This is a genomic window from Bradyrhizobium sp. HKCCYLRH2060 (assembly GCF_051168135.1).
Lineage (GTDB): Bacteria > Pseudomonadota > Alphaproteobacteria > Rhizobiales > Xanthobacteraceae > Bradyrhizobium.
Genome location: NZ_JBNPUK010000007.1, coordinates 184782 through 208269, shown reverse-complemented (window position 1 = coordinate 208269; position 23488 = coordinate 184782). Strand labels below are relative to the sequence as shown.

Genomic DNA, 23488 nt, shown 5'->3' with positions numbered 1-23488 from the left:
GCCATGGGCGTCATCCCTCGAACGCGTCTGATGACGCGCGGTCAGCAAGCGCCCGGTCGTCGCGCGCCTCCAGCGGACTCGTGATCAGAGCGGGCGAGATGACCTCGCCCGACGGTCCCAGCGCGTCAGCGAACCGCCAGCGGTTTCGCAATGCTGCGAGACGACGCAACTGTGCCGGGCCGATGCCTTCGAGCGGCGCAAACCCGCCAGCCACGTCGCCGATCTCGGCCGTGGCGCCGACGACAACGGCCAGCGCGCCGGACAGGCTCGCCAGTGCCATCAGCAGCGTCGCGCGGACGCGGGCCAGCAATTGATGACGGGCGCTTCCCGCAAGCGGCCCGGGCAGCGCGCGCTCGAAGCCTTCGACGGCGGCCGCGATCGGTACCCGCTCGGCGGCGAAGCCGAGTCGCGCCGCGACCGCCATGGCCTGATCCAGCGACGCCTGCGACGTGCCGGGTCCGGACAGCATCACGCCGCGGACTTTGCCGGACCCGAGCGCATCGACCGCCAGGGCTGCGGCCAGCGCCGACTCGATGGCTTCGGTCAGGCCGAGCACGATGCCGGTGAAGCCGTGCTTCTCGACGTGGTCGCGCAGGCCGAGCACGCGGGCCGCGTAGTCCGCCTCTTCGCCCTCGATCAGCGTGGTGACCGGTCCCCGGCACTGCCAGCCATCGTCTCCCCTGCTCCATGCCAAGGTCGCGACTTCAGCGACGAAGCCCGGGAGCTGTGCCGCCGCCGAGAGATCGGCGTTCAGCGCGAAGGACGCGCCGTCGAACACCTCGCCGTCCTGACCGCCGACCTGGTTGAGCCAGACGAGCGGCAGATCGCTTTCGGTGACGCGGGCCACGGCGGCCGACAGGCGCCGGTCGCCGCCGCTGCGCACGTAGCATGAGCGGCTCGGCACGACGATGAGCTCGGCCCCGGTTTCCGCCAGCGTCTCGACGACGTTTTCGTAGTTCGAGGAGTCTTCGAGCGAGATGTCTTCGCCGATCGCGACCCCGATGCGGACGCCCCGCACGCTGAGCGGGCCGGCCGCCGGGCCGCGCGTGAACACGCGCTTCTGATCACCATCGGCCAGGTTGGCCTTGAAGCGCGTCGCGGCGATGCGGCCGGCGTCGAGCAGCACGCAGGCATTGTAGAGCTTGCCGTCCTCGGTCCAGGGCGTGCCGATCAGCACCGCCGGCCCGCCATCGGCGGTCTCGCGCGCGAGCGCCTCGATCGCGGCCCGGCACGCGGCCTGAAATGCCGGCTTCAGCACCGGGTCCCGGGATGGATGCCCCGCCAGGAACAGCTCCGGCAGCACCACGAGATCGGCGCCGTCGGCCGCCGCCCTCGCCCGCGCCTCGCGCGCCTTCGCGGCATTTCCCGCGATGTCGCCGGCCGTCGGGTTGAGCTGGGCCAGCGTGATCCTGAAGAAGTCAGCGGCCATCGCTCAACTCATTCACAGCAGCCCGAGCCGCTCGGCGATCGCGAACAGCCAGAAGCAGCCCGACATCAGCAGCGCGACGCCGACTGCGGCCGAGCCGAGATCCTTGACCCGGCCGATCTGCAGATCGTGCTCGGTGGTCAGGCGGTCGGCGAGCTTCTCGATCGCGGTGTTCAGCAGCTCGACGACCAGCACCAGCACCACCGCGCAGACCAGCTCGACGCTGCGCATCGGCGTCGCGCCGATCACATAGGCGAGCGGCAGCGCCAGCAGGAATGCGACGACCTCCTCGCGCACCGCCTGCTCGGAGCGCAGCGCGAAGGCCAGGCCGTTGCGCGAGTTGACCGTCGCGCGCCACAAACGCAGCATCAGAAGCCCGCGACCGCCGGCATCGGTGCGGACTTGCCGCCGCGCTGCTGCTTCAACAGCTCGGCGATCAGGAACGCCATGTCGATCGACTGCTCGGCGTTCAGCCGGGGATCGCACACCGTGTGATAGCGGTCGTTGAGATCCTCGTCGGTGATCGCGCGCGCACCGCCGATGCACTCGGTGACATCCTTGCCGGTCATCTCGAGATGGATGCCGCCGGCATGGGTGCCCTCCGCGGCATGCACCGCGAAGAACGCGCGCACCTCGGACACGATGCGGTCGAACGGCCGCGTCTTGTAGCCCGAGGTCGAGGTGATGGTGTTGCCGTGCATCGGATCGCACGACCACACCACCTTGCGCCCTTCCCGCTGGACCGCGCGGATCAGTCCCGGCAGATGATCGCCGACCTTGTCGGCGCCGAAGCGGTTGATCAGCGTCAGCCGTCCCGGCTCGTTGTCGGGGTTGAGGATGTCGATCAGCTTGAGCAGTTCGTCCGGCTTCAGCGATGGGCCGCATTTCAGGCCGATCGGGTTCTTGATGCCGCGGAAATATTCGACATGGCCGTGATCGAGCTGGCGGGTGCGGTCGCCGATCCAGATGAAATGGCCAGAGGTCGCGTACCAGTCGCCGGTGGTGGAATCGACACGGGTGAAGGCCTGCTCGTAGCCGAGCAGCAGCGCCTCGTGGCTGGTGTAGAAATCGGTGGCGCGCAGCTCCGGATGGCTCTCGAGGTCGAGGCCGCAGGCGCGCATGAAGTTGAGCGCCTCCGAGATGCGGTCGGCGAGCTCCTTGTAGCGGCGCGACTGCGGGGAATCCTTGACGAAGCCGAGCATCCACTGATGCACGCTGCCGAGATTGGCGAAGCCGCCGGTGGCGAACGCCCGCAGCAGGTTCAACGTCGCCGCCGACTGCCGGTAGGCGTCGAGCTGACGCTGCGGATTGGGGATACGCGCCTCGGCGGTGAAGGCGGTGTCGTTGACGATGTCGCCGCGATAGCTCGGCAGCTCGACGCCATCGATCTTTTCGGTGGGCGAGGAGCGCGGCTTGGCGAACTGGCCGGCGATGCGGCCGACCTTCACCACCGGCACCGCGCCGGCATAGGTCATGACCACCGCCATCTGCAGCAGCACGCGGAAGAAGTCGCGGATGTTGTTGGCGCCGTGCTCGGCAAAGCTCTCGGCGCAATCGCCGCCCTGGAGCAGGAACGCCTCGCCCGCCGCCACCCGCGCCAATGCCTTCTTCAGGTTGCGCGCCTCGCCGGCGAACACCAGCGGCGGAAAGGTCGCAAGCTGCGCCTCGACCTCGGCCAGCGCCTTCTGGTCGGGATAGTCGGGCACCTGCTGCACCGGCTTGGACCGCCAGCTCTCCGGGCTCCAGCGCTCCGTCATGGCTTTCTACTCCCTCTAGACGGCCGCACACTTGTTCCCCGCACGGCGGCGCGCGCCTTATACACAGCCTGTCCCCGGACTGCCATCTGGAATTTAAGTCGTCCGGCCAAGCCATTGCGGCAGCGAAAGGATTCTGACCGGGTTGAGATTCCGGGTGATCCCGGAGCCGCATGCCTGCTCCCGTGTCCGCGAGCCCCAAGCCGCCGGCGGTGAAGACATGCAACACGCTCCCGCGACGCGGCTGCGCCCGAGCTATGCTGGACCTCGTTCGCCCTCCAATAGTCGGAGGGCGCAGGGAATGCCGGACGATGGCCTCGCCCATGGCCCGCCTGCGGAAGAAAGTGCAGGCGGCAGGTACCACAGGTTCAGCCGGTCAACCGGCATTCCCTGCGCGACGGTCTTCACGCTTATACGCAGTCTGCCTGGTGCGCCGGGCTTGTTGGCCACCATTGCCACGCGAAGCGAGGCTCCGCGTAACGTGACACCAGCGTCGGGGTGTCAGCACGCTGCGACTTCACGTCCGCGCCGAGCCGTTCGTCCGCACGCCCGAAGACATGCTGCGGCTCCCTCGCGGCCATCGCTCCCCGCCCCGCGTGTCGTGACGATCGCGCGCAACGCCCCTTCCGAGTGAGGCGGGATGGCGACACTAAAGCATGATTTCTGATATTCGTAAAGAGAAATCTTTTGTCCATGACCGCGATCGGGAGTAGTCCGGACCCGCACCGCTTCGCGGCACGTCCCGGAATGCAGCAACGATAGCTTGGCTGCGCGCGAAGGGGACGACGCCTCTCCGTCATACGACCAGCAACAGACCCGACAGCAGCAGGATGCCCAGGATCATCTTCCTGAACAGCGCGTCGTTGATCCTGCGGAAGGCGAGGATGCCGAGCGCAGTGCCGGCGAACAGCGCCGGGATGCTCAAGGCGAGATCGATGATCACCTTGGACGACAGATCCTGCCGGGCCAGCATCGTCGCCAGCGAGGCGAGCTGAATCGCGGCAATGAACGGCTGGACGACGCCGCGCTGCTCGGTCTTCGGCAGGCCGTGCATCTCGCACCAGATCGTCGGCAGCGCACCCGGCATCGCCGTGAGGCCGCCGATGAGACCGCCGCCGAAGCCGACGATCGCGGTGCGGCCTCGGTTCATCGGTTGAAGGCTGCCCAGCGCCGGCTTGAACAGCATGTAGCCGGCGTAGATCGCGATCGTCGCGCCAAACACCTGCTGAAACACGCGCGCGTCCGCATTGTGCAGCAGCCAAAGCGCGAGGGGGACGCCCAGCAGGCCGCCCAGGATCAGGACGAAACTGTCCTTCCAGCGGATGCTGCTGCGAAGCGCCCAGAGGTTCGTCGCCTGCACGCCGACGCTGCACGCCATCATCAACGGCACGGCCTCCAAAGGCTGCAGACTGTGCAGCAGGATCGCGCCGGCCACGGCGGAAAAGGCGAACCCGGCCAGGCCGGAAACGAAGGCACCAAAGAAAACGGCGGCGCTGAGCAGCAGAAATGATCCTGATCCGGCCATGAAATAGCTCCGGCTGATGAAGTTGAAAATGAGCGGGGATCGTCAATCGTAGGGCTGGAGCGTTGCAGTCCCATCGGCCTGCGCTCCGCTTCGCGTGGCATCGCCCCGCAGCATCGTGGCTGCGACGACGTGCAGGAACAGGAAGACGGCGAGGACGCTCGCGGCCAACACCGCGCGGGGGATCATCGGCAGCTTGCGCCGCGGCCGAGCCTCGTTTGGCTGCATGTCCGTCATCTCCATCACCTGATGCCGGGCTTGCTAGCAGTTCAGCGTCCCCTCAGCGTCCCCCGAGCAGAGTATGGCGTGCGGCGTGTTTCCGTGCAGGGCGAGGAGGAGTCGGCGTCGGTCAGTTCCTCGGCGCTCGTCATTCGCAACCGCTGCCATGGCCGCGGTCGATCGCAGAGCGCAGGCGGATCGGTCGTGCGCACACGACGCAACCCCCGCTCGCATCTGCCATCCCGACACGCCGCGCGCAGAACATGCATCGATCCGTCATCAGGCCGACACGCGGCAGGTGATATCGCGCGCCCCGCTATCCGGCATCATCGAGGGGAATCGACCAATGACACTTCGCCTATGGGCGGGCGCAATCGCGCTTGGATGCACCAGCCTGCTCGGCAGCGCGCTGCACGCCGCAGACGGAACGTTCAGCACGCTGACCTACAACGTGGCGGAAACGCCGACCGCCTACAATGGCGGCAGCGACGCGCATTCGCGCGTGATCAGCTGCTATCTGCGCCAGTTCGGCATCGTCAACGTGCAGGAAGATTTTCTCTGGCACGCGGCGCTCTATGACACCTGCGACAACCATCCCTATCGCACGCCGACCTCGGGCACGGCCGGCATCGGCGACGGCATGAATACGCTCAGCACCTATTCGTTCGACGATCTCGATCGCGTGACCTGGACCAAGCGCGCCGATTCGGACGCGCTGACGCCGAAGGGCTTCTCGCTGGTCCGCACGCGGCTGGCCGAAGGCGTCTATCTCGACTTCTACAACCTGCACGCCCAGTCCGGCACGTCCTCCACCGATCTCGCCTACAGCGAGTCCGACGTGGCGCAGATCCTGAGCTACATCGAGGCGAACTCGGCCGGCAACGCCGTCATGGTGATGGGCGACACCAACACGCGCTACACCCGGGCCGGCCAGAACATGTGGGAATTCCTGCATCACGGCTTCAGCGATGCCTGGATCGAGACGGTGCGCGGCGGCAGCGTGCCGCCGATCGGCGACCCGCTGGTCTGCGGCGGCACCCAGACGGCGCGGCCGGATTGCGAGATCGTCGACAAGGTGCTGTGGCGGAACAACGGCTTCCTGAACCTGCAGGCGTCCAACTATGCCGACCGCCAGGACGCGCTGGACTCGAACGGCGCGCAGCTCTCCGATCATCATCCGGTCGAGGTCGACTGGAGCTTCGCCACGGCCGCGAGCCGCAGGCTGAGCGACCAGTTCGGCGGGCCGCATGGCACGAGCTACAACGACGTCTCGGCGCTGCCGGCCAACCCGGTGGCGAGCAAGCTGACCATCCGCACCGGAGCCCGGGTCGACCAGGTCGAGCTGACGCTGTCCAACGGCTATGTCTACAGCCATGGCGGCACCGGCGGCACGGCGCAGAGCCTGGCGCTCGGCAGCGGCGAATATCTCACCTCGGTCAATCTGTGCAGTGATCAGTATCAGGGCCACACGCGCATCTTCCGGGTCGCGTTCGGCACCAGCGCGGGCCGCACTTTGTCGGGCGGCACGACGACGTCGAGCTGCACCAGCTACACCGCACCGAGCGGCTGGCAGATCACCGGCTTCCACGGCCGGTCCGGCGACGAGATCGACAAGCTCGGCGTCGTCTACGCGCCGGTCCCCACCGCCACAGCGCCAGCGCGCCAGCCGGTCCGCATCGTCAATCGCACGTCGGCGCTGTGCATGGACGCCAGCGGCGGCGCGATGGCCGACGGCACCGCCGTGATCCAGTGGTACTGCACCGGCGCCGCCAACCAGACCTGGAGCTACGACGATGCCAGCGGCATGATCCGCAGCATGCAGGACCCGCACTACTGCCTCGACAACAACGGCAGCTATGGCGACGGCGCGCAACTCGTCATCTGGACCTGCACCGGCAACAACAACCAGCGTTTCCGCTACGACGCCGCGGCCGGCACGATCGCGGTGCGCAGCTATCCGGTCGAGGTCACGAGCCAGAACGCCACCTCCGTGGGCAACCAGCTGCTGACCACCTCGGCCTCGGCGGCGGGATCGCAGCAATGGACGCTGACGCCTTGAGCCGACCATGAACGCAGATGATCCGGGCGGTCGCGCCGGCCGGATCATGCTGCGGTGGTCCCGGAAGTCCACCGAAGCCGTCCGCGCCCCACCCGTCGAACTTGCGGACCGATCGCTCCAACGAGAATTCATGCTTGACCTATTCATAACTTTGCGGTTATGAGTTTATTCATAACCAACGGGTTATGGATAAAATGGCGCGATCGCCCGACCTCCTGTTCAGATCACTTGCCGACCCGACCCGGCGGGCCATTTTCGAGGGCCTGTGCCGGCATGGCGAGCAGACCGTCGGCGCGCTGACGGCCAAGGCCGGCGTGTCGCAACCAGCCGTGTCGAAACATCTCGGCGTGCTCAAGCAAGCCGGCCTTGTGCGCGAGCGCCACGAAGGCCGCCAGACGCATTATCGCGCGCAGCCGAAGGCGCTCGCCCCCCTGCTCGACTGGACCAGCCGCATGGCCGCGTTCTGGGAGAGCCGGTTCGATGACCTGGAAAATCTTCTCAACAGGATGGATCAATGACGAAAGCCGCGCCGGAAACCCGCACCGTCGTCGTCGAACGCGAGTTCGCGCATCCACCGGAAAAGCTCTGGCGCGCGCTGACGCAGCCGCATCTGATCGCGGAGTGGCTGATGGCGAATGATTTCGTGCCGGCGGCCGGTCATCGCTTCAAGCTGAAGGCCGACTGGGGCGTGGTTGATTGCCAGGTCACGACTGTCGAGCCGCACAGGACGCTGTCCTACAGCTGGGCCGCCCTCGGCCTCGACAGCGTCGTGACCTGGACGCTGACGCCGACGGCGGCGGGCACGCATCTGCGCATGGAGCAGACCGGCTTCGGACCGGATCAGACCCGCGCCTATCAGGGCGCAAGCTACGGCTGGCCGAAGTTCTTCGACGGCCTGGAGCAGACTCTGGCGCGGCTCGACTGAGCCGAACCGGACGAAAACTCATCATCAAGGAAAGAAACAGATGAATTGGAGCAACACGATCCGGCAGGTGCATCGCTGGGTGTCCATCGCCTTCACGCTCGGCGTCATCGTCAACATCGCGGCGATGACGCAGACGCAGCCGGCCTTCTGGATCGGCCTGCTCGCGCTTGTCCCGCTGATCGTGCTGCTCTGCACGGGGCTTTACATGTTCGCGCTGCCCTATCTCGCACGACCGCGCAACGCGCGGCAGGCCGGTTGACGAGACAGCAGCTTGGCCCGTCATTGCGAGCGGGGTGGTGTACAAGCGCGATCTGAGCGGCGATGCGCTGAGGGTGCGGGACTGCTCACTCCAGCCCGTTCGACGACACCCAGCCGACGACGCCGTTCCACACCGCCCGGCACGACGGAAACCGGCTGATGCCGTCGCCCGGCATCACGCAGCCGCCGACCATCGCGGTCTCGCCGGCCGGAATGCGGGTCAGGATGCTGGATTTCTGCCCGGGCTCGCTGCGCAGGTTGAGATAGCCCTGCGAGACGTTGCGCTTGACCACGCGCGGCACGAGATGCGGATTGGGCAGAATGGCTTGCGCGCGCTCCGTCGGAGAGTCGGTTGGACGCGCCGCGGTCTGGGTCTTCTTCAGCTCCTCGATGCGGGCGCGCGCCATCGAGCCGTATGGCGTGCTGCCGAACTGGCGCACGAAATCCTCGAGCACGGCGATGCTGGTGGTGTTCTGCGTCACCGCCCAGGCCCGCTCGGCCGGATCGGATGACGACGGCGCCGGCTGCGCGGTCGAGGCCGGCGCGAACGCTTGGCCCGCGAAGTAGAAGTCGCCGTCGACCGGCGAGCTCGACACCCAGGGCTGCTGGCTTCCAGCGGTCGCCCGCTTCACCTCCAGGCCGACCTGGTTGAAGGTCTTGAAGATGTCGAGACCCGGCTGCTTGATCGTCTCGGCCAGGGCCTTCGTGAACGGGCTGTTGCCGTCGCGGCCGTCGAGCGCGACGTTGCCGGGCTGGGTCGCGAACGAGATCAGCGTGCCCTCCGGCGCGCGCATCTGCGCAAGCCCGCTGCCGGCGTCGCGCAGGCCGCGGCCGCCGAACGGATTGTTGCGGCAGGCATCGAGGATGACGAGGTTCAGCTTGGTGCCCGCGCTCTCCATCTGCCGCAGCACGACATTGACGTCGAGCATCTGGAAATCGACGTCGGCCTCGCGGGTCGGATTGGCGTCGACCGGGACCAGATAGTTGGCGCCGCGCACCTGCACGCCGTGACCGGCGTAGTACACCAGCGCGACGTCGGCGCCGCGCGCGTTGGCGCCGAACTCCTGCACGGCCCTGCGCATCGCGGTTTCGTCGAGATCGAGCTGGGCGCCGCCGCCGACCAGGGTGAAGCCGAGCCCGGCCAGCGTCTGCGCCATCAGCGCGGCATCATGTCTGGGATTGTCGAGCCGGCTGACGGCGCGATAGGCCGAATTGCCGATGACGAGCGCGATGCGGGTGTCGGCGAGCGCCGGGCTGCATAGGAACAGCACGCTGCATCCGGCCAGCACCAGCCTCATCCATTGCCGCATCCGTCCGCCCTCGCCAACCTCGATGGCACGAGCTTATACGTCCGTCGCGGGAGGAGAAAAGCACGGCTTCACGACGGCCGGTCTCGTGAGGCCATGCCGGCCGTTCGAGGCCGCAGCAACCAGCAGAATGCCTCGCGCAGGATCTCGGTGCCGTCAGCCGGGTGCCAGGCGCCATGGGCGATCACGATCCGCTCGGGGTGCCACGCCAGCATGGTCTCGACCGCCGCCCGCAACTCGCGTCGGTGCCGCCAGGTAAATGTCAGCCGGAGATCGCGCGGCAGGCCGCCATGCGGCGGACCGACGCCCCCGATCCAGCTCAGGTAGCGCGCCAGGCCGGCGCCGATCTTGGCCGGCTCGAAATTCTCCATCAGATCGGTCAGGATCAGCGTGCGCGACGGCCGATGGAAGAACACGACCTCCGTCATATAGCTGCCGAGGACGGGCAAGGTCGCGATCTCATCATCCCACGGATAGCCAGTGCTGCGATCCAGCGGCCTGCCCTCGAAGTCGATGCGGCCCTTCGCCTGCGCGCGAATGCCAGGTGCCAGATAGATCGCCGCGTCGGGAAACGCCGCCTGCCAGTCGGGGATCCACCAATAGTGGATGCGATTCGGACCGATGATGTCGCGCACGCGGCCTTCCCGGTCGATCTCGGCCCGCAGCGCCGGCGTCAACGGCGTGGGCGAGTGGATGAACAGATCGCCGGAGGCGCAGCGCACCACGGTCATGCGGGTGGGAAACGGAAATTTCAGCCCGGGAATGCCGAAGCGGATCACGGGCCCGTCGACGATCCAGATGTTCTCGGCAACGGGCTTCAGGGTGTTGAGCGGCGGATAGGTCGCAAGGCAATCATCCTGGGACATGCTGGTCGCTCTCCAACCGCCCGTTCACTGAACGGCTCCAAGATGGCAAGCCCGATCGGCCATGGTGTGGACCGTCGTCAGACCGTGAGCACTGGCCACCGCAGTCGCTACGGAGGCCGGCTGCGCACGAGCGCCAAGAAGCAGACGGCGTCCTACTCCGCCGCCTGCCGCACGTGGCGCTCGGTCACCGTGCGCATCGTCACCAGCTCCTCGGCAGCCGAGGGATGCAGCGCGATGGTGGCGTCGAAATCGGCCTTGGTCGCCTTCATCTTGATGGCGATGGCGACGGCCTGGGTGATCTCCGCAGCCATGTCGCCGACGATGTGGCAGCCGAGCACGCGGTCGCTGGTGCCGTCGACGACGAGCTTCATCAGCACGCGGGTGTCGCGGCCGGACATCGTCGCCTTGATCGGGCGGAAATTCGTCTTGTAGATGTCGACGCGGTCGTACAGCTCGCGCGCCTGGGTTTCCGTCAGGCCGACGGTGCCGACTTCAGGCTGGCAGAACACGGCGGTCGGAATGTCCGCGTGATCGACGCGCACGGTCTTGCCGCCGAACACGGTGTCGGCAAAGGCGTGGCCCTCGCGGATCGCAACCGGCGTCAGGTTGAAGCGATGGGTGACGTCGCCGATCGCGTAGATGCTCGGCACCGAGCTCTGCGAGAACGCGTCGACCGCGATGCCGCCGTTCCGGGGATTGATGGCGACGCCGGCCTTCTCCAGGCCGAGATTGGCCACCGCCGGATGGCGGCCGATCGCGAACATCACCTTGTCGGAGGCGATGCTGGAGCCGTTCGACAGATGGGTGGTGTAGTCCTGGCCGTGCCTGTCGACGCTGGTGACGGTGCATCCGGTAAGGATGGTGATGCCTTCCTTCTCCATCTCCGAGCGGACATGCTTGCGGACGTCCTCGTCGAAGCCGCGGAGGATGTTGTCGCCGCGATAGACCACGGTCACGTCGGAGCCGAAATTGGCGAAGATGCAGGCGAACTCGAGCGCGATGTAGCCGCCGCCCTGGATCACGATCCGGCGCGGCAGCTCGTCGAGATGAAACGCCTCGTTGGACGAGATGACGTGCTCGATGCCGGGAATCGGCGTGCCGTGGTTGGGCGCGCCGCCGGTCGCGATGAGAATGTACTTGGCGCGGATGGTCTCGCCGGTCGTCAGCCGCACGGTGTGGGCGTCCTCGAGCACCGCGCGGGTCTTGACGATCCTGGCGCCGGACTTCTCGACGTTGCTGGTGTAGGCCGCCTCGAGCCGCGCGATCTCCTTGTCCTTGTTCCTGATCAGCGTCGGCCAGTCGAAGGTCGCGGTCGGGATGGTCCAGCCGAAGCCCGCGGCGTCGGCGATCTCCTGGCGGACATGCGAGCCGATCACGAACAGCTTCTTGGGCACGCAGCCGCGGATCACGCAGGTGCCGCCCATGCGGTATTCCTCGGCGACAACAACGCGAGCGCCATAGCCGCTCGCGATGCGGGCGGCGCGCACGCCGCCCGAGCCGCCACCGATCACGAACAGGTCGACGTCGAATTCAGCCATCTCTCCCCCGACCTGGCCTTTCGGCCGCAAGCCTCAGATCGGCTTGTTGCGCTTGCGCATCTCGGCGCGGAACTGTGCGGTGACGGTGTCGGAGAACTCCGCCGCCCACAGGTTCATCGCCTGCATGCTCATCTGGATCGCCTTCGGCTCCGCCGCAAGCAGCTTCTGGCCGATGGCTGACTTGTAGAAAGCGACGAGGTTGGCGATCTCCTGGTCGGAGAACTCGTTGCAGTAGATCTGCGCCATCTTCTCGCCGATCTCCTTCTCCTTGCCGGCATAGGTCTGCGCGACCACCACGGCGACCTCGTCGAGGTCCTTCTGGTAGTTGAGATTGGACTGCAGCAGCGCCTGCTTGGTCTGCTGCACGATGCCGGGGACGGCATTGGCGTACATCGCAGCCGCGTTCTTCATCCCCAGAATCTCGCGCGCGCCGGCCATGCAGGCGGGCGAGGCCGGCTTCAGCGCCGGTGCCTGGCCCTGTGCCGCAACCGGGCTTGCCGAGGCCAGGGCCAGCACGAGTCCGGCGGCCGGCAAGATTCTGAACACGCTCTTCATTCCAAGTCTCCTGTGAGTTGCCACCCTGAGCGCAGCCTCGTGCCGCGCTCAGGGCCGCTGGATAACGCGAATTCCCTGTGCGCCTGCCAGGATCGCCGTGCTGCCGAGGCCGATGAACAGCCCATGCTCGACCACGCCCGGAATTGCGCTCAAAAGGTCCGCCAGGCGCGGGGGATCCACGATCTCCCCAAGGCGGACGTCGATAATCCAGTGGCCGCCATCGGTGACGAAAACGTGGCCGTCTGCGGACTTGCGCAGGCTCATCGGCCCGGACACGCCGGCCGTGGCGAAGGCGTCACTCATCTCGCGCTGGGTCGCAGCGAGGCCGAACGGAACCACCTCGACCGGCAGCGGGTAGCGGCCGAGCCGCGCCACCCATTTGCTGTCGTCAGCGATCACGATCATGCGATCCGAGGCGCTGGCGACGATCTTCTCGCGCAGCAGCGCGCCGCCGCCGCCCTTGATCATATCGAGCGCCGGATCGATCTCGTCGGCGCCGTCGACGGTGATGTCCAGCCGGTCGATCTCGTCGAGCGTGGTCAGCGGCACGCCGCACGCTTGCGCCTGCGCGCGCGTCGCCTCCGAGGTCGGCACGCCCACGATCTTGAGGCCGGCGCGCACCTTTTCCCCGAGCAGATCGACGAAATGCTTGGCGGTCGAACCGGTGCCGAGACCGAGCTTCATGCCGCTCTCGACCTCCTCCAGCGCACGCGCCGCCGCCTGCCGCTTCAATGCATCCATGTCGACCAAGGAACCCGCCCTTCACACCCAGGGCCCCCACAAGCCGGGGCCGAAAGCCGGCGCATATCTAGCGATGTTTTGACGCGGGGCCTAGCTCTCGCCGGCCACGAAATCGGACAAAAAGCCGTTGCGAGGCCCTTGCACGGACGCAAGCCGGCCGCTAGCGGATACCGATGCTCATCTCCAGCACCATCGTCTTCGATCTCGACGGCACCCTGATCGACACGGCGCCGGATCTCATCAACGCGCTGAACCACATCTTGCAGCGCGAAGGGCTGCGGCCGGTGCCGCTGGCCTCGGCCCGCAAGATGATCGGTCACGGCGCGCGCAAGCTGCTCGAGCGCGGGCTGGAGGCGGAAGGCCGCTTCGCCAGTCCCTCCGACATGGAGCGGCTTACGGTCGACTTCATCGATTTCTACGCCGAGAACATCGCCATCGAATCGCGCCCCTTCGAGGGGCTGGAGGCGGCGCTCGACGAGCTCGCCGGCCGCGGCTGCCAGTTCGCGGTGTGCACCAACAAGCTGGAATGGCTGTCCAGGCGGCTGCTCGACCAGCTCGGCCTGTCCTCCCGCTTCGCCGCGATCTGCGGCGCCGACACGTTCGGCGTTGCCAAGCCGGATCCGACGATCCTGCGCCAGACCATCGCGCAGGCCGGCGGCGAGGTCGGGGCCGCGATCATGGTCGGCGATGCCGGCACCGACGTCGGCGCCGCCCGCCGCGCCGGCGTGCCGGTGATCGGCTGCACCTTCGGCTATACCGACGTACCGATCGCGGAGCTCAATCCGGACCACCTGATTGACCACATGCGCGAGCTGCCGGCAGCCGTCACGGCCCTCAGCCCCTCGCTCAGGATCGCCTAGCCAGCTTGCGATTCGACTGCCGCATCGTGCCCTAACTCCCTGCCCGATCGACCTGAATCCGCACCTTGGGGTGCGTTAACGTTCTGTTGAGAATAGGGTTGACCGCAGTTGCGCCGCTGTTCTGACGCTCCTATGGTCGCCCTGGGATTGCGGCCGATGGCCGCAGGGTTGTGGGGCGGACATCATGATGCGGCGTGTCATCGCAATTGCGGTTGCGGGAGCCGGCTTGGCCGGTTGCTCGTCCTTCTCCATGGACAGCTTCAAGATGGCCGCGCCCGAGGTACCGGTGCAGCTCGACTCCGTGCCGCCGGGCGCTGACGCCAAGACCTCGCTCGGACCGGGCTGCAAGACGCCCTGCACCGTCTCGGTGCCGGCGCCCGATGCCGGCTTCAGCGTCACCTTCACGATGGACAAGTACCAGCCCGCGACCATCCCGGTGCAGGTGATCCGCAACTCCGGCGATTTCAACACCTCGCCGCCGGTGGTGATGGATCCGAGCCCGGTCGTGGCCGAGCTGCAGCCGATGCCGGGTGCGCCGCCCAAGGCCGTCAAGCACATGCGGCCAAAGAAGCCGAAGCCGCCGAAATCCGCCGCTGCGCCGGAAGCACCGGCGACCACCGGGTCCGCCTTCCCCGCCCCCGCGCGGGGACGGCAATAACGGGCCATCGTCCCGCGCGTCCCCTTGCCAAGGCGAAGCTGCATTGCAGCATCGACGTTTCAACGTCGATGATTGTGAGGCGCGGCGATCATGATTAGATTGTCGTGAGACCGACATCCGGCCGCGTTTGCGCGGCCGCCGCGTGGCATCGCCGCCACCTGGGCCGCCACCAGCCAAGGCTTGCATCAAGGCTTTCCATCAAGGCTTTCCATGACCGCAGAGACGTTGAGTGACACCGCCCTGACGCGCCCGATGACCGACCCGTTCGGCCGCCGCATCAGCTATCTGCGCGTCTCGGTGACCGACCGCTGCGACCTGCGCTGCTTCTACTGCATGTCCGAGGACATGACGTTCCTGCCGAAGGCCGACTTGCTGACGCTCGAAGAGCTCGACCGGCTGTGCTCGGCGTTCATCCACAAGGGCGTCAAGAAGCTCAGGCTCACCGGCGGCGAGCCGCTGGTCCGGCGCAACGTGATGGGCCTGGTACGCTCGCTGTCGCGGCACCTGAAGAGCGGCGCGCTCGGCGAGCTGACGATGACGACCAATGCGACGCAGCTCGCCAAATACGCCGCGGAGCTCGCCGATTGCGGCGTCCGCCGCATCAACGTCTCGCTCGACACGCTGGACCCGGACAAATTCCGCGCCATCACCCGCTGGGGCGACCTCGACCGCGTGCTGGCCGGCATCGAGGCGGCGCGCGCTGCGGGTCTCGCCGTGAAGATCAACGCGGTCGCGCTGAAGAACATGAACGAGGACGAGATCCCCGCGCTGATCGACTGGGCGCATGGCAAGGGCATGGCGCTGACCTTGATCGAGGTGATGCCGATGGGCGAGATCGGCGAAGGCCGCATCGACCAGTATCTGCCGCTGTCGCTGCTGCGCGGGCGTCTTGCCCAGACCTACACCATGACCGATCTCGACGAGACCACCGGTGGCCCCGCCCGCTACGTCCGCGTCGCGGAGACCGGCGGCACGATCGGCTTCATCACGCCGATGACGCATAATTTCTGCGAGAGCTGCAACCGCGTCCGCGTCACCTGCACCGGCACATTGCACACCTGCCTCGGCCACGAGGACGCCTCCGACCTGCGCAAGCCGCTGCGCGCCTCGGCCAGCGACGAGCAGCTGAGCGACGCGATCGACCGCGCCATCGGCCTGAAGCCGAAGGGCCACGACTTCATCATCGACCGCCGCCACAACCGCCCGAGCGTCAGCCGGCACATGAGCGTGACGGGCGGCTGACCGGAGTCCTCGACCACCGCGGCCTGCGACCGATCGCGGCCGGAGCCAGTCAGTGGGCCGGCCCCCCTGACGTGGAGAGGAACAAATGACCGGCTTGCGGCACGTCCCGACGCGGCGTAGCTTTCAACCTGAGATCGTGCGTTCCAGAGCACGTTGTCGGTGAGACCTAGCGGGAGGCGGCGATGGCAGACCCAGTCGCTTGGCACCTGTCCGGTGACTATTTCGAGAATTGCAGCTGCAGCCTGCTGTGTCCGTGCCTGATGTCGGCCGCGCCTCCCCTGACCGCGCAGCCGACCGAGAGGTTCTGCAACGTGCCGCTGCTGTTCCACATCGACACCGGCCGCTATGGCGATGTCGCGCTTGACGGCCTCAACGCGGCGGTGATGCTCCATGCGCCCGGCGTGATGGCGGAGGGAGACTGGTCGATCGCCGCCTACGTCGATCAGCGCGCCGACGATCCGCAGACCGAGGCGATGGCCGCGATCTTCACCGGCGCCGCCGGCGGCCCGATGGCTGCGTTCACGCCGCTGATCAGCACCAATCTCGGCGTGCGCAAAGCCGCCATCACCTTCCGGATCGACGGCAAGACGCGATCCGCCGAGATCGCCGACATCCTGCACATGTCCGTCGAACCGCTGCCGACCATGCATCCGAGCGGCGAGATGTGGGTGAACATCGGCCACCCCGTCAGCCCGGACAGGATGGCGCTGGCCGTCGGCGCGGCGGGCAACACCTACAATGATCACGGCATGCGCTGGGACAATTCCGGCAAGAACGGCCTGTACGCGTCGATCAGCTGGTCCAACCAGGCCTAATTCGACGTGGCGCAAGGCCGGCAACCCGCCTTGCAGATGACCGGCAGCGCCCTGGAAGCCGTGCTGCGGCGCGATCGCTGGATCGTCGGCGGCGCGATCGCAATCATGGTCGCCCTGTCATGGGCCTATGTTGTCTGGCTCGCCAACGACATGGACATGGGCGGCATGGACATGACCGGTTTCCGCATGATCCCGGCCGGCATCGGCATCATGTTGCCGGCCAGCGAGTCGTGGCGCGCGATCGAGTTCGCCTATGTGTTCCTGATGTGGGCGGTGATGATGGTCGGGATGATGGCGCCGTCGGCCGCGCCGATGATCCTGATGTACGCCCGTGTCGGTCGGCAGGGCCGCGCACAGGGCCAGCCGTTCGCTGCGACCGGCTGGTTTGCGGCCGGCTATCTGCTCGCCTGGAGCGGCTTTTCGCTGCTGGCGACCGTGCTGCAATGGGGTGTGGAGCGGACGGCCCTGCTGGATTCGCGGATGGCGATCGACAGCCACGTGCTCGGCGCCACCGTGCTGATCGCCGCGGGCGTCTATCAGTGGACACCGCTGAAGGGCGCCTGCCTCGTCCAATGCCAGTCGCCGCTCCTGTTCCTGATGCGCCACGGCGGCTTTCGCGGCGACCTGCGCGGGTGCCTGCTATTGGGCCTCCGGCACGGCGGCTATTGCGTCGGCTGCTGCTGGGCTCTGATGGCGCTGCTATTCGTCGGTGGCGTCATGAACGTAACGTGGATCGCCCTCCTGACCCTGCTCGTGCTGTTTGAGAAAGTCGCTCCGTTCGGACGATGGGTGGCGCGCGCGGCCGGGATCGCCTTCAGTGCCGCGGGCGTCTGGATGCTGGTGTCGCCACCGCAATGATGCGCGACGGCGCCATGCAGGCCGTCGCAACAGTGGCGTCGCCCTTGGTGCTGGATGCAGGCAATGTGGTAAGCAGCGGCCCAGCGCGACGACTCTGCCGCCTGACATAGCGTAATCCAACTGACGCGAGACGCCCGTGATTCCCTGGAAGCTGATCGACACCGCGGACGTCCCCGGCGGCGGCGAGCCGCTGCGGCTGATGCAGCGCGGCAAGGAGTTCTCGATCAAGCTCGGCGCGAACGAGCTGATGAACAGCCGGCTGCACGGATCCGAAGAGGCGCTGGCGACCCTGAGCTGCGCCCGCATCAAGGCCGCGCCCGCTCCGCGGCTGCTGATCGGCGGCCTCGGCATGGGCTTCACCTTGCGCGCCGCGCTGAAGGTGCTGGGTCCGCAGGCCCGCGTCACCGTCGCCGAGCTGGTGCCCGCGGTGATCGCCTGGGCCCGCGGCCCGATGGCCGACTTGTCCGGCGCGAGCCTCGCCGATCCGCGCGTCGACATCCACGAGGGCGACGTCGTGAAGCTGATCACCGCGGGGCGCAGCGCCTATGATGCGATCCTGCTCGATGTCGACAACGGCCCCCAGGGCCTGACGCGGCAATCCAACGACGCGCTGTATGATTCCTCGGGCTTGCGCACCGCCTTCACCGCCCTGCGCCGCGGCGGCGTGCTGGCGGTGTGGTCGTCACACCCGGACGAGCGCTTTACGCCGCGGCTGCGCAAAGCAGGCTTTGCCGCCGAGGAGATCAACATCCGCGCCACCGGCCGCGGCGGCGGCGCCCGCCACGTGATCTGGATCGCGACGCGGCCGGCGTGACGGCGGCAGCGTTGTTGCGGGGAGCCACTCAGGCGGAGAGCTCGTTCCTTCGCATCTCCCGCCGTTCGCATCGGAGTGGTGAGGCGCCAGCCATCGTCCTATGATGCATCACGGCTGCGAAGCCGGCGGATGCCCGCATCAACGCGCGAACGCCGCGAGGATGCGCCGTTCTCTGGCGTGTCGACGGACGCTCTGCAACGAGAGCGCGTGCCTGAATGGGAGATTGCCATGGACGACCGCGCCACGCGCGCTGCCCTGCAGCACCATTGGGATGCATCGGACGCCAACGATTTCGACGCCGAGCACGCCATCTATCGCGACGATGCCGTGCTCGATTATCCGCAATCGGGCGAGCGTATCCGCAGCCGGCGCAACATTCAGGAAAGCCGCTTCGTCCAGCCCAACCACAAGCGCTTCACAGTGCAGCGGATCATCGGCGGCGGCGATCTCTGGGTCACTGAACTGGTCCTGACCTATGACGGCGTGCCCTCCTACGTGGTGAGCATCATGGAATTCCGCGACGGCAAAGTGGTGCATGAGACGCAATATTTCAGCGATCCCTTCGACCGAGCGCCCTCGCGCGCACATCTCGTCGAGCACATCAACCCCGCCTGAAGGGCGATGAACGGCGACGGCAACCGCATTTCGGTGATGTCGGCATTTCGGTGGCAGCGCAGTGCATTTTCGTCCTCGGGTCGCCGCGTCGCTGCAGCGGCGTCCCGCATCCTCCGGCCACGCCGCCGAAAGCCTCACACCATCTCAGGTTGCTTTCCCGATCGTCCGTATTACGCTCCCGGCTCTCGACCGGGGGAATGTCGAGCGGGGTCCTTTGCATGGCGAGTCCCAAGATCATCATCCTGTCCGACGGGACCGGCAACGCCGCGTCGAGCGTGTGGCGGACCAACGTCTGGCGCATGTTCCAGGCGCTCGACCTGCAGAGCAATGCCCAGGCGGCCAAGTACGACGACGGCGTCGGCACATCGTCGTTCGTCCCTCTCGCCCTGCTCGGCGGCGCGTTCGGCTTCGGTCTCAAGCGCAACATCCTCGACGCCTACAAGTTCGTCTGTCGCAACTACGACCACGAGCATGGCTCGAAGATCTATCTGTTCGGCTTCAGCCGCGGCGCTTTCACCGTGCGGGTGCTGGCCGCGCTGATGCTCGACCAGGGCCTGATCGTTGCCGGCACCGAGGCCGAGCTGCACGATGGCGCCGTGAAGGCCTATCGCGCCTATCGCGCCAAGGGCTACCATTCGATCTGGCGGATCGAGGTGCCGTTCCGCTGGCTTCGCGATCATGTGCTGGTGCCGGTGATCGACCGCATCATGGGCCGCAAATCTCTCGACCTCCTCGAGCGAAAACGCCTCCCGGCGATCGAGTTCATCGGGCTGTGGGACACCGTCGCCGCCTACGGACTGCCGATCGACGAGATGACGCGAGGCATCTCCAACTGGGTGTGGCCGCTCGAGCTGCCCAATCGCGTGCTCAACCCGCGGGTGACATGCGCGCGCCACGCGCTCGCGCTCGACGACGAGAGAACGACATTCCATCCGGTGCTCTGGACCGAGGCCGGCGAGACCAAGCCGCAGGATGCCAGGACGATCGATGACGAACGGCTGGTTCAGGTCTGGTTCGTCGGCATGCACGGCAATGTCGGCGGCGGCTATCCGGACGATTCCGTCTCCTACGTCCCGCTGACCTGGCTGGTCGGCGAGGCCATCAAGCGCGGCCTGATCTTCAAGACCGCGCCCGAGGCCGATCCGGATGCGATCAGGTCGATCGTCACGTCCCAGGACAAGGACGGACGCCTGTACAACTCGCGCTCCGGGCTCGGCTCCTACTATCGCTACGGCCCGCGCAAGGTGTCGGACCTCTGCAACGACCCAGCCGCGGGCGTGCAGGTGCCGATGCCGAAGATTCACGAAAGCGTCTTCGACCGCATCGACAGCGGCTGCAACGCCTACGCGCCCATCGGGCTGCCCGACAACTACCTGATCGTCCGCTACGACGGCACGCTGACGCCGCTCGGGCCGACCACGTTCGAGACGCCGGCCGGCGCGGCCGCCCGGTTCGCGGCCCAGGAGAAGCTGTGGAATCTGGTGTGGTTCAGGCGCCTCGCCTATTTCGCAACGCTGGCGGCCTCCCTCCACCTCGCGGCCTTCTGGCTGTTCCACGACCTCAATCGCACGCACGAATACGACTCTCCCATCAGGATGGTCTCCGAAGCGGTCCGGCTGGTCGAATCGTTCCTGCCGAACTCCCTGCACTGGTGGACGGACTGGTACGCCGCCAATCCCGAATGGTTCGCCCTCGGGATCATCATCCTGGTCGTGCTGACCGCGCTCGGGACAGGCCTCAGCGACCGCATCGGCGACCGGATGCGCGTGATCTGGCGCGAACGCGCATCGCCCCCGATGCCGTCCGGCCTGGTGCATCGGACCATCTACGCGCTCCGGACCAATCGCGCCTATCAGTTCGTCATCAGGAACGGCAAGCGGCATGCCGGCCCGTTCTTCCTCGCTGTCGGCACCGTCTGGCTTGCGGCCACGCTGATCAGCCATTTCCTGTTCAACGCCGCGGACTCGATGGGCGCCTTCTGCCATGGTACGCCCGCGCGCGAGCTCGTCGCGGTCGACAAGGGCATTCCGCAGGATGCCCGGGATTTCTCGACCGACGCGGTCTGCGCGCCCACCGGCTTGAGCGTCCGTCCCGGCTTCTCCTACGAGATCATCGTCACAATGACCGATCCGTGGGAGGACGCCGGGCGGCCGGTCACGCCCGCCGGCTATCGCACCTCGACGGTCCAGGGCTACGCCCGCTTGAAGTTCTACGCAGGCATCCTGCTGCGCCGCGTTCTGTTCCGGCCGTGGTATCGGCTGATCGCCAGGGTCGGCGAGACCGGCGTCGACGAATATTTCCTCGACCCCGTTCCCGCGCCCAACACGACACCTCAAGCCTACAAGGCGAGGTTCAAGGCCGACCGCGGCGGCGAGCTGTTCCTCTATGTCAACGACGCGGTGATCGGGCTGCCCTGGATGTACGATGCATTCTATCCGAACAACACCGGCAAGGCGAAGGTGAGCGTCAGGCTGCTGTGAATCACCATCGCCGACGGTGTGGACCGGCGTATCGACATCGCGACGTCGATCGCGGTTCTCTGATGCAGGGACGAGGTCATCATCGATTGTCGGCGAGCCGCTTCGCTGTGTTCAAACACCTGCCTCACTGCTCGTCGTGCGGCCCGTGGTCATGACGGTGCCCACCCTCGACGCAAGAGAAGCTCGCCGCGTCGTCGGTGCTGCCGCGGCCGTTGTATCGCGCGATCTTCGGGAACACACAGAGCGGCCGCGTCATCTGCACATCGGGCGCCGTGTCGTTGACGTACTTGGTCGCGACGACGGACCCCGGCGGCGTGCCGTTCTCGACCCAGTCTTGGAGCGCCGGAAGGAAGACGAACGCGTTGGGGCCAGGTCCGCCGCCGCAGTGATACATGCCCGGCACCATGTACAGGCGGGCGTAGCTCAGGGTTCGCTGCAGCCCGGCTCGCACGTGATCGCCGCCGAACCGATCTTCCGCGACGTCAGCACCGACCTGCGCTTCGTCTCCTCGCCGCGTCGCGAAGGACGGGCTGTCGAATTTCACAAGCGAGTTGAAGTAGTCGATCGTGTTCTGCGGCATCACAAGCTCATCGGCCCACCCCTGATACATGATGAGCCGGCCGCCGCGTTCCCGGAAGGCCGTGAGATCCGGGCTGGTGGCGTTCAGCGGCTCGGCCAGCATGTCCTCCACAGCCGGCAGGTCGCGATGGATGTCGAAGTTCGTGTAGTTCACGGCACTGCCGGGCTGCCCGAAGGTCGGACCATAGACCCAATAAAGGGGGCCATCGAACAGCGGCTCGGGAAGCTGCTGCTTGAGCATGATCCCCTTCGCTGACAGGTCCTCGGTCTCGCTGCCGGGCGCAAAGCCCGGGACGATCCTTTCACCGGTCACCGGGTCGACCGTGCCGGCATAATAGTTCTGCATCGTCGTGACCTGTTCCTCGGTCAGGCATGCCGGTGGCACGTCGCCGCCGGTGCATTGCAGGACCTTCGGATCGAACCGGCAGCGCCGCGGATTGGTCAGGAACTGGTCCGTTGCGACTCCGCCGTCTCGTCCCGCGCATTGTGCCAGTATGGCGTTGTTGATCAGCGACATCTGACCCGCCTGCATCTGCCGTCCCGGCGTCGCATGCGTGTTGCGCCATCCGAGCGGCGTCGTCGCATACAGGTGCGTGCGGTTGTAGGCCGGCGCGCCGACCAGGATGCCGTCATAGTCCTCGGGATAGCGTTGCGCCTCCATCAGTCCGCTATGGCCTCCGGTCGAGCAGCCGAAGAAATAGGCCCTGGTCGCGCTCTGCTGATAGTATGCTTGTACGATCTCCTTGGCGCGCAGCGTCATCAGGTGGACCGCGCGATGGCCGAAATCCGTGATCCGCTCGGGATGCCCGTAGAGCCCCAGGCTCGGGGTCGCCTTGTCGCCGAGAGCGATCGCGAGCGCGTTGCCCTTGTTGCCGTCCGATCCGCAGTAGTGAACGGTGCATCCGGAGGTCCCGGTTCCCAGACCGGTGTAGGCAACAGCGTAACCGGCCTTGAGGCGGAACGCGAGGCCGCCATAGTCGTAGTAGCCGCCGAATCCGCCACTGCCGAGGCCGAGAAACCGCCCGCTCCACGTCGACGCCGGCAGCCAGACCTCGATCTTGATCGCCGAATCCACGGTCGGCGCGATCGTCGCGGCGACGCGGCAGAACGCCGGCAGGCCCGTGATGTCTTGCGCCGGATTGCTCCCGGGAACGGTGAAGACGCCGCTCGTGATGTCGGTCGCCAGCGTGATGGTGGTATGCTCGAGCGCGAGCGTCTGCAGGTTGCTGCACGGTGTTGCCGCACACGGCGTCGCGATCTCCGCGATCGCGGTCAGGCCTCCCAGGATCAAGCCGAAAAGACGCAACCCAAGCATGTCCGAGTCCCCGCTTCCCCGTCTGAGCCGACGGCGCATGTGGGCCGCCCCACAACATAAGGTCGCATCAGAATGTGAAGCC

At 66.9% G+C, this 23488-nt stretch carries 23 protein-coding genes; 12 read left to right on the top strand and 11 right to left on the bottom strand.

Going from position 1 to position 23488, the window contains the following annotated elements:
• Positions 1 to 10: 10 nt before the first annotated feature.
• The 5 genes from ACQR10_RS16475 to ACQR10_RS16455 form a co-directional block, all read right to left on the bottom strand.
• A complete protein-coding gene (locus ACQR10_RS16475; RefSeq protein ID WP_316216227.1) occupies positions 11 to 1429 on the bottom strand; it encodes a nitrilase-related carbon-nitrogen hydrolase in 1419 nt (472 codons plus the stop codon).
• A gap of 12 nt (positions 1430 to 1441) precedes the next feature.
• Entirely contained in the window at positions 1442 to 1795 is a 354-nt protein-coding gene (locus ACQR10_RS16470; RefSeq protein WP_315776898.1) for a diacylglycerol kinase, read from the bottom strand.
• Positions 1795 to 3183 carry a class II 3-deoxy-7-phosphoheptulonate synthase gene (locus ACQR10_RS16465; protein WP_315803084.1) on the bottom strand — a complete coding sequence of 463 codons (1389 nt, stop codon included), beginning with the start codon at positions 3181 to 3183 and terminating at the stop codon, positions 1795 to 1797. The genes ACQR10_RS16470 and ACQR10_RS16465 overlap by 1 nt, the downstream gene beginning before the upstream one ends.
• Before the next feature lie 793 nt (positions 3184 to 3976).
• Positions 3977 to 4705 (bottom strand): sulfite exporter TauE/SafE family protein, encoded by a 729-nt coding sequence (locus tag ACQR10_RS16460; RefSeq protein WP_316216226.1) that lies wholly within the window; start codon positions 4703 to 4705, stop codon positions 3977 to 3979.
• Between the two features lie 42 nt (positions 4706 to 4747).
• The gene (locus ACQR10_RS16455; RefSeq protein ID WP_316216225.1) at positions 4748 to 4939 is read right to left on the bottom strand and encodes a hypothetical protein; all 192 of its coding nucleotides are present in this window, start codon (positions 4937 to 4939) and stop codon (positions 4748 to 4750) included.
• A gap of 328 nt (positions 4940 to 5267) precedes the next feature.
• Between ACQR10_RS16455 and ACQR10_RS16450 the strand changes: the two genes are divergently transcribed.
• From ACQR10_RS16450 to ACQR10_RS16435, 4 genes are all read left to right on the top strand, one after another.
• A complete protein-coding gene (locus tag ACQR10_RS16450) occupies positions 5268 to 6980 on the top strand; it encodes a jacalin-like lectin (protein WP_434912006.1) in 1713 nt (570 codons plus the stop codon).
• A gap of 194 nt (positions 6981 to 7174) precedes the next feature.
• The gene (locus ACQR10_RS16445; protein ID WP_434884380.1) at positions 7175 to 7498 is read left to right on the top strand and encodes an ArsR/SmtB family transcription factor; all 324 of its coding nucleotides are present in this window, start codon (positions 7175 to 7177) and stop codon (positions 7496 to 7498) included.
• Complete coding sequence (locus ACQR10_RS16440; RefSeq protein WP_315803078.1) at positions 7495 to 7905, top strand: SRPBCC family protein; 411 nt, start codon at positions 7495 to 7497, stop codon at positions 7903 to 7905. Before ACQR10_RS16445 ends, ACQR10_RS16440 begins: the two co-directional genes overlap by 4 nt.
• Before the next feature lie 40 nt (positions 7906 to 7945).
• Complete coding sequence (locus ACQR10_RS16435; protein ID WP_316180663.1) at positions 7946 to 8164, top strand: hypothetical protein; 219 nt, start codon at positions 7946 to 7948, stop codon at positions 8162 to 8164.
• Positions 8165 to 8249: 85 nt separating this feature from the next.
• Here ACQR10_RS16435 and ACQR10_RS16430 read toward each other — a convergent pair whose 3' ends face one another.
• From ACQR10_RS16430 to rpiA, 5 genes are all read right to left on the bottom strand, one after another.
• Positions 8250 to 9473 carry a caspase family protein gene (locus tag ACQR10_RS16430; RefSeq protein WP_434912005.1) on the bottom strand — a complete coding sequence of 408 codons (1224 nt, stop codon included), beginning with the start codon at positions 9471 to 9473 and terminating at the stop codon, positions 8250 to 8252.
• 68 nt (positions 9474 to 9541) lie between these two features.
• On the bottom strand, positions 9542 to 10336 hold the full coding sequence (locus ACQR10_RS16425; protein ID WP_316216221.1) for a DUF4336 domain-containing protein: 795 nt from the start codon (positions 10334 to 10336) through the stop codon (positions 9542 to 9544).
• Between the two features lie 152 nt (positions 10337 to 10488).
• Complete coding sequence (gorA, locus tag ACQR10_RS16420) at positions 10489 to 11874, bottom strand: glutathione-disulfide reductase (protein ID WP_316216220.1); 1386 nt, start codon at positions 11872 to 11874, stop codon at positions 10489 to 10491.
• A 33-nt stretch (positions 11875 to 11907) separates the two neighbouring features.
• Positions 11908 to 12429 (bottom strand): DUF2059 domain-containing protein, encoded by a 522-nt coding sequence (locus tag ACQR10_RS16415; RefSeq protein ID WP_316216219.1) that lies wholly within the window; start codon positions 12427 to 12429, stop codon positions 11908 to 11910.
• 48 nt (positions 12430 to 12477) lie between these two features.
• Positions 12478 to 13170 carry a ribose-5-phosphate isomerase RpiA gene (gene rpiA, locus ACQR10_RS16410; RefSeq protein ID WP_316216408.1) on the bottom strand — a complete coding sequence of 231 codons (693 nt, stop codon included), beginning with the start codon at positions 13168 to 13170 and terminating at the stop codon, positions 12478 to 12480.
• Between the two features lie 173 nt (positions 13171 to 13343).
• Between rpiA and ACQR10_RS16405 the strand changes: the two genes are divergently transcribed.
• The 8 genes from ACQR10_RS16405 to ACQR10_RS16370 all read left to right on the top strand — a co-directional run bounded on the left by ACQR10_RS16405 (position 13344) and on the right by ACQR10_RS16370 (position 21512).
• On the top strand, positions 13344 to 14030 hold the full coding sequence (locus tag ACQR10_RS16405; RefSeq protein ID WP_316216218.1) for an HAD-IA family hydrolase: 687 nt from the start codon (positions 13344 to 13346) through the stop codon (positions 14028 to 14030).
• 265 nt (positions 14031 to 14295) lie between these two features.
• Positions 14296 to 14688: a hypothetical protein gene (locus tag ACQR10_RS16400; protein WP_316216407.1), complete on the top strand. Its 393-nt coding sequence runs from the start codon at positions 14296 to 14298 to the stop codon at positions 14686 to 14688.
• A 210-nt stretch (positions 14689 to 14898) separates the two neighbouring features.
• Positions 14899 to 15930: a GTP 3',8-cyclase MoaA gene (gene moaA / locus ACQR10_RS16395; protein WP_316180655.1), complete on the top strand. Its 1032-nt coding sequence runs from the start codon at positions 14899 to 14901 to the stop codon at positions 15928 to 15930.
• Between the two features lie 182 nt (positions 15931 to 16112).
• Positions 16113 to 16745, top strand: coding sequence for a DUF1326 domain-containing protein (locus ACQR10_RS16390; protein ID WP_316216217.1), 633 nt, complete (start codon positions 16113 to 16115; stop codon positions 16743 to 16745).
• 36 nt (positions 16746 to 16781) lie between these two features.
• Complete coding sequence (locus ACQR10_RS16385; RefSeq protein ID WP_316180652.1) at positions 16782 to 17603, top strand: DUF2182 domain-containing protein; 822 nt, start codon at positions 16782 to 16784, stop codon at positions 17601 to 17603.
• 136 nt (positions 17604 to 17739) lie between these two features.
• Complete coding sequence (locus tag ACQR10_RS16380) at positions 17740 to 18417, top strand: spermidine synthase (protein ID WP_316216216.1); 678 nt, start codon at positions 17740 to 17742, stop codon at positions 18415 to 18417.
• 228 nt (positions 18418 to 18645) lie between these two features.
• Positions 18646 to 19032 (top strand): nuclear transport factor 2 family protein, encoded by a 387-nt coding sequence (locus ACQR10_RS16375; protein WP_315803067.1) that lies wholly within the window; start codon positions 18646 to 18648, stop codon positions 19030 to 19032.
• Positions 19033 to 19250: 218 nt separating this feature from the next.
• Positions 19251 to 21512 carry a DUF2235 domain-containing protein gene (locus ACQR10_RS16370; protein WP_316216215.1) on the top strand — a complete coding sequence of 754 codons (2262 nt, stop codon included), beginning with the start codon at positions 19251 to 19253 and terminating at the stop codon, positions 21510 to 21512.
• A gap of 124 nt (positions 21513 to 21636) precedes the next feature.
• On the opposite strand, the gene ACQR10_RS16365 is transcribed toward ACQR10_RS16370, so the two are convergent.
• Positions 21637 to 23406, bottom strand: coding sequence for a tannase/feruloyl esterase family alpha/beta hydrolase (locus tag ACQR10_RS16365; protein ID WP_316216214.1), 1770 nt, complete (start codon positions 23404 to 23406; stop codon positions 21637 to 21639).
• Positions 23407 to 23488 lie beyond the last annotated feature (82 nt).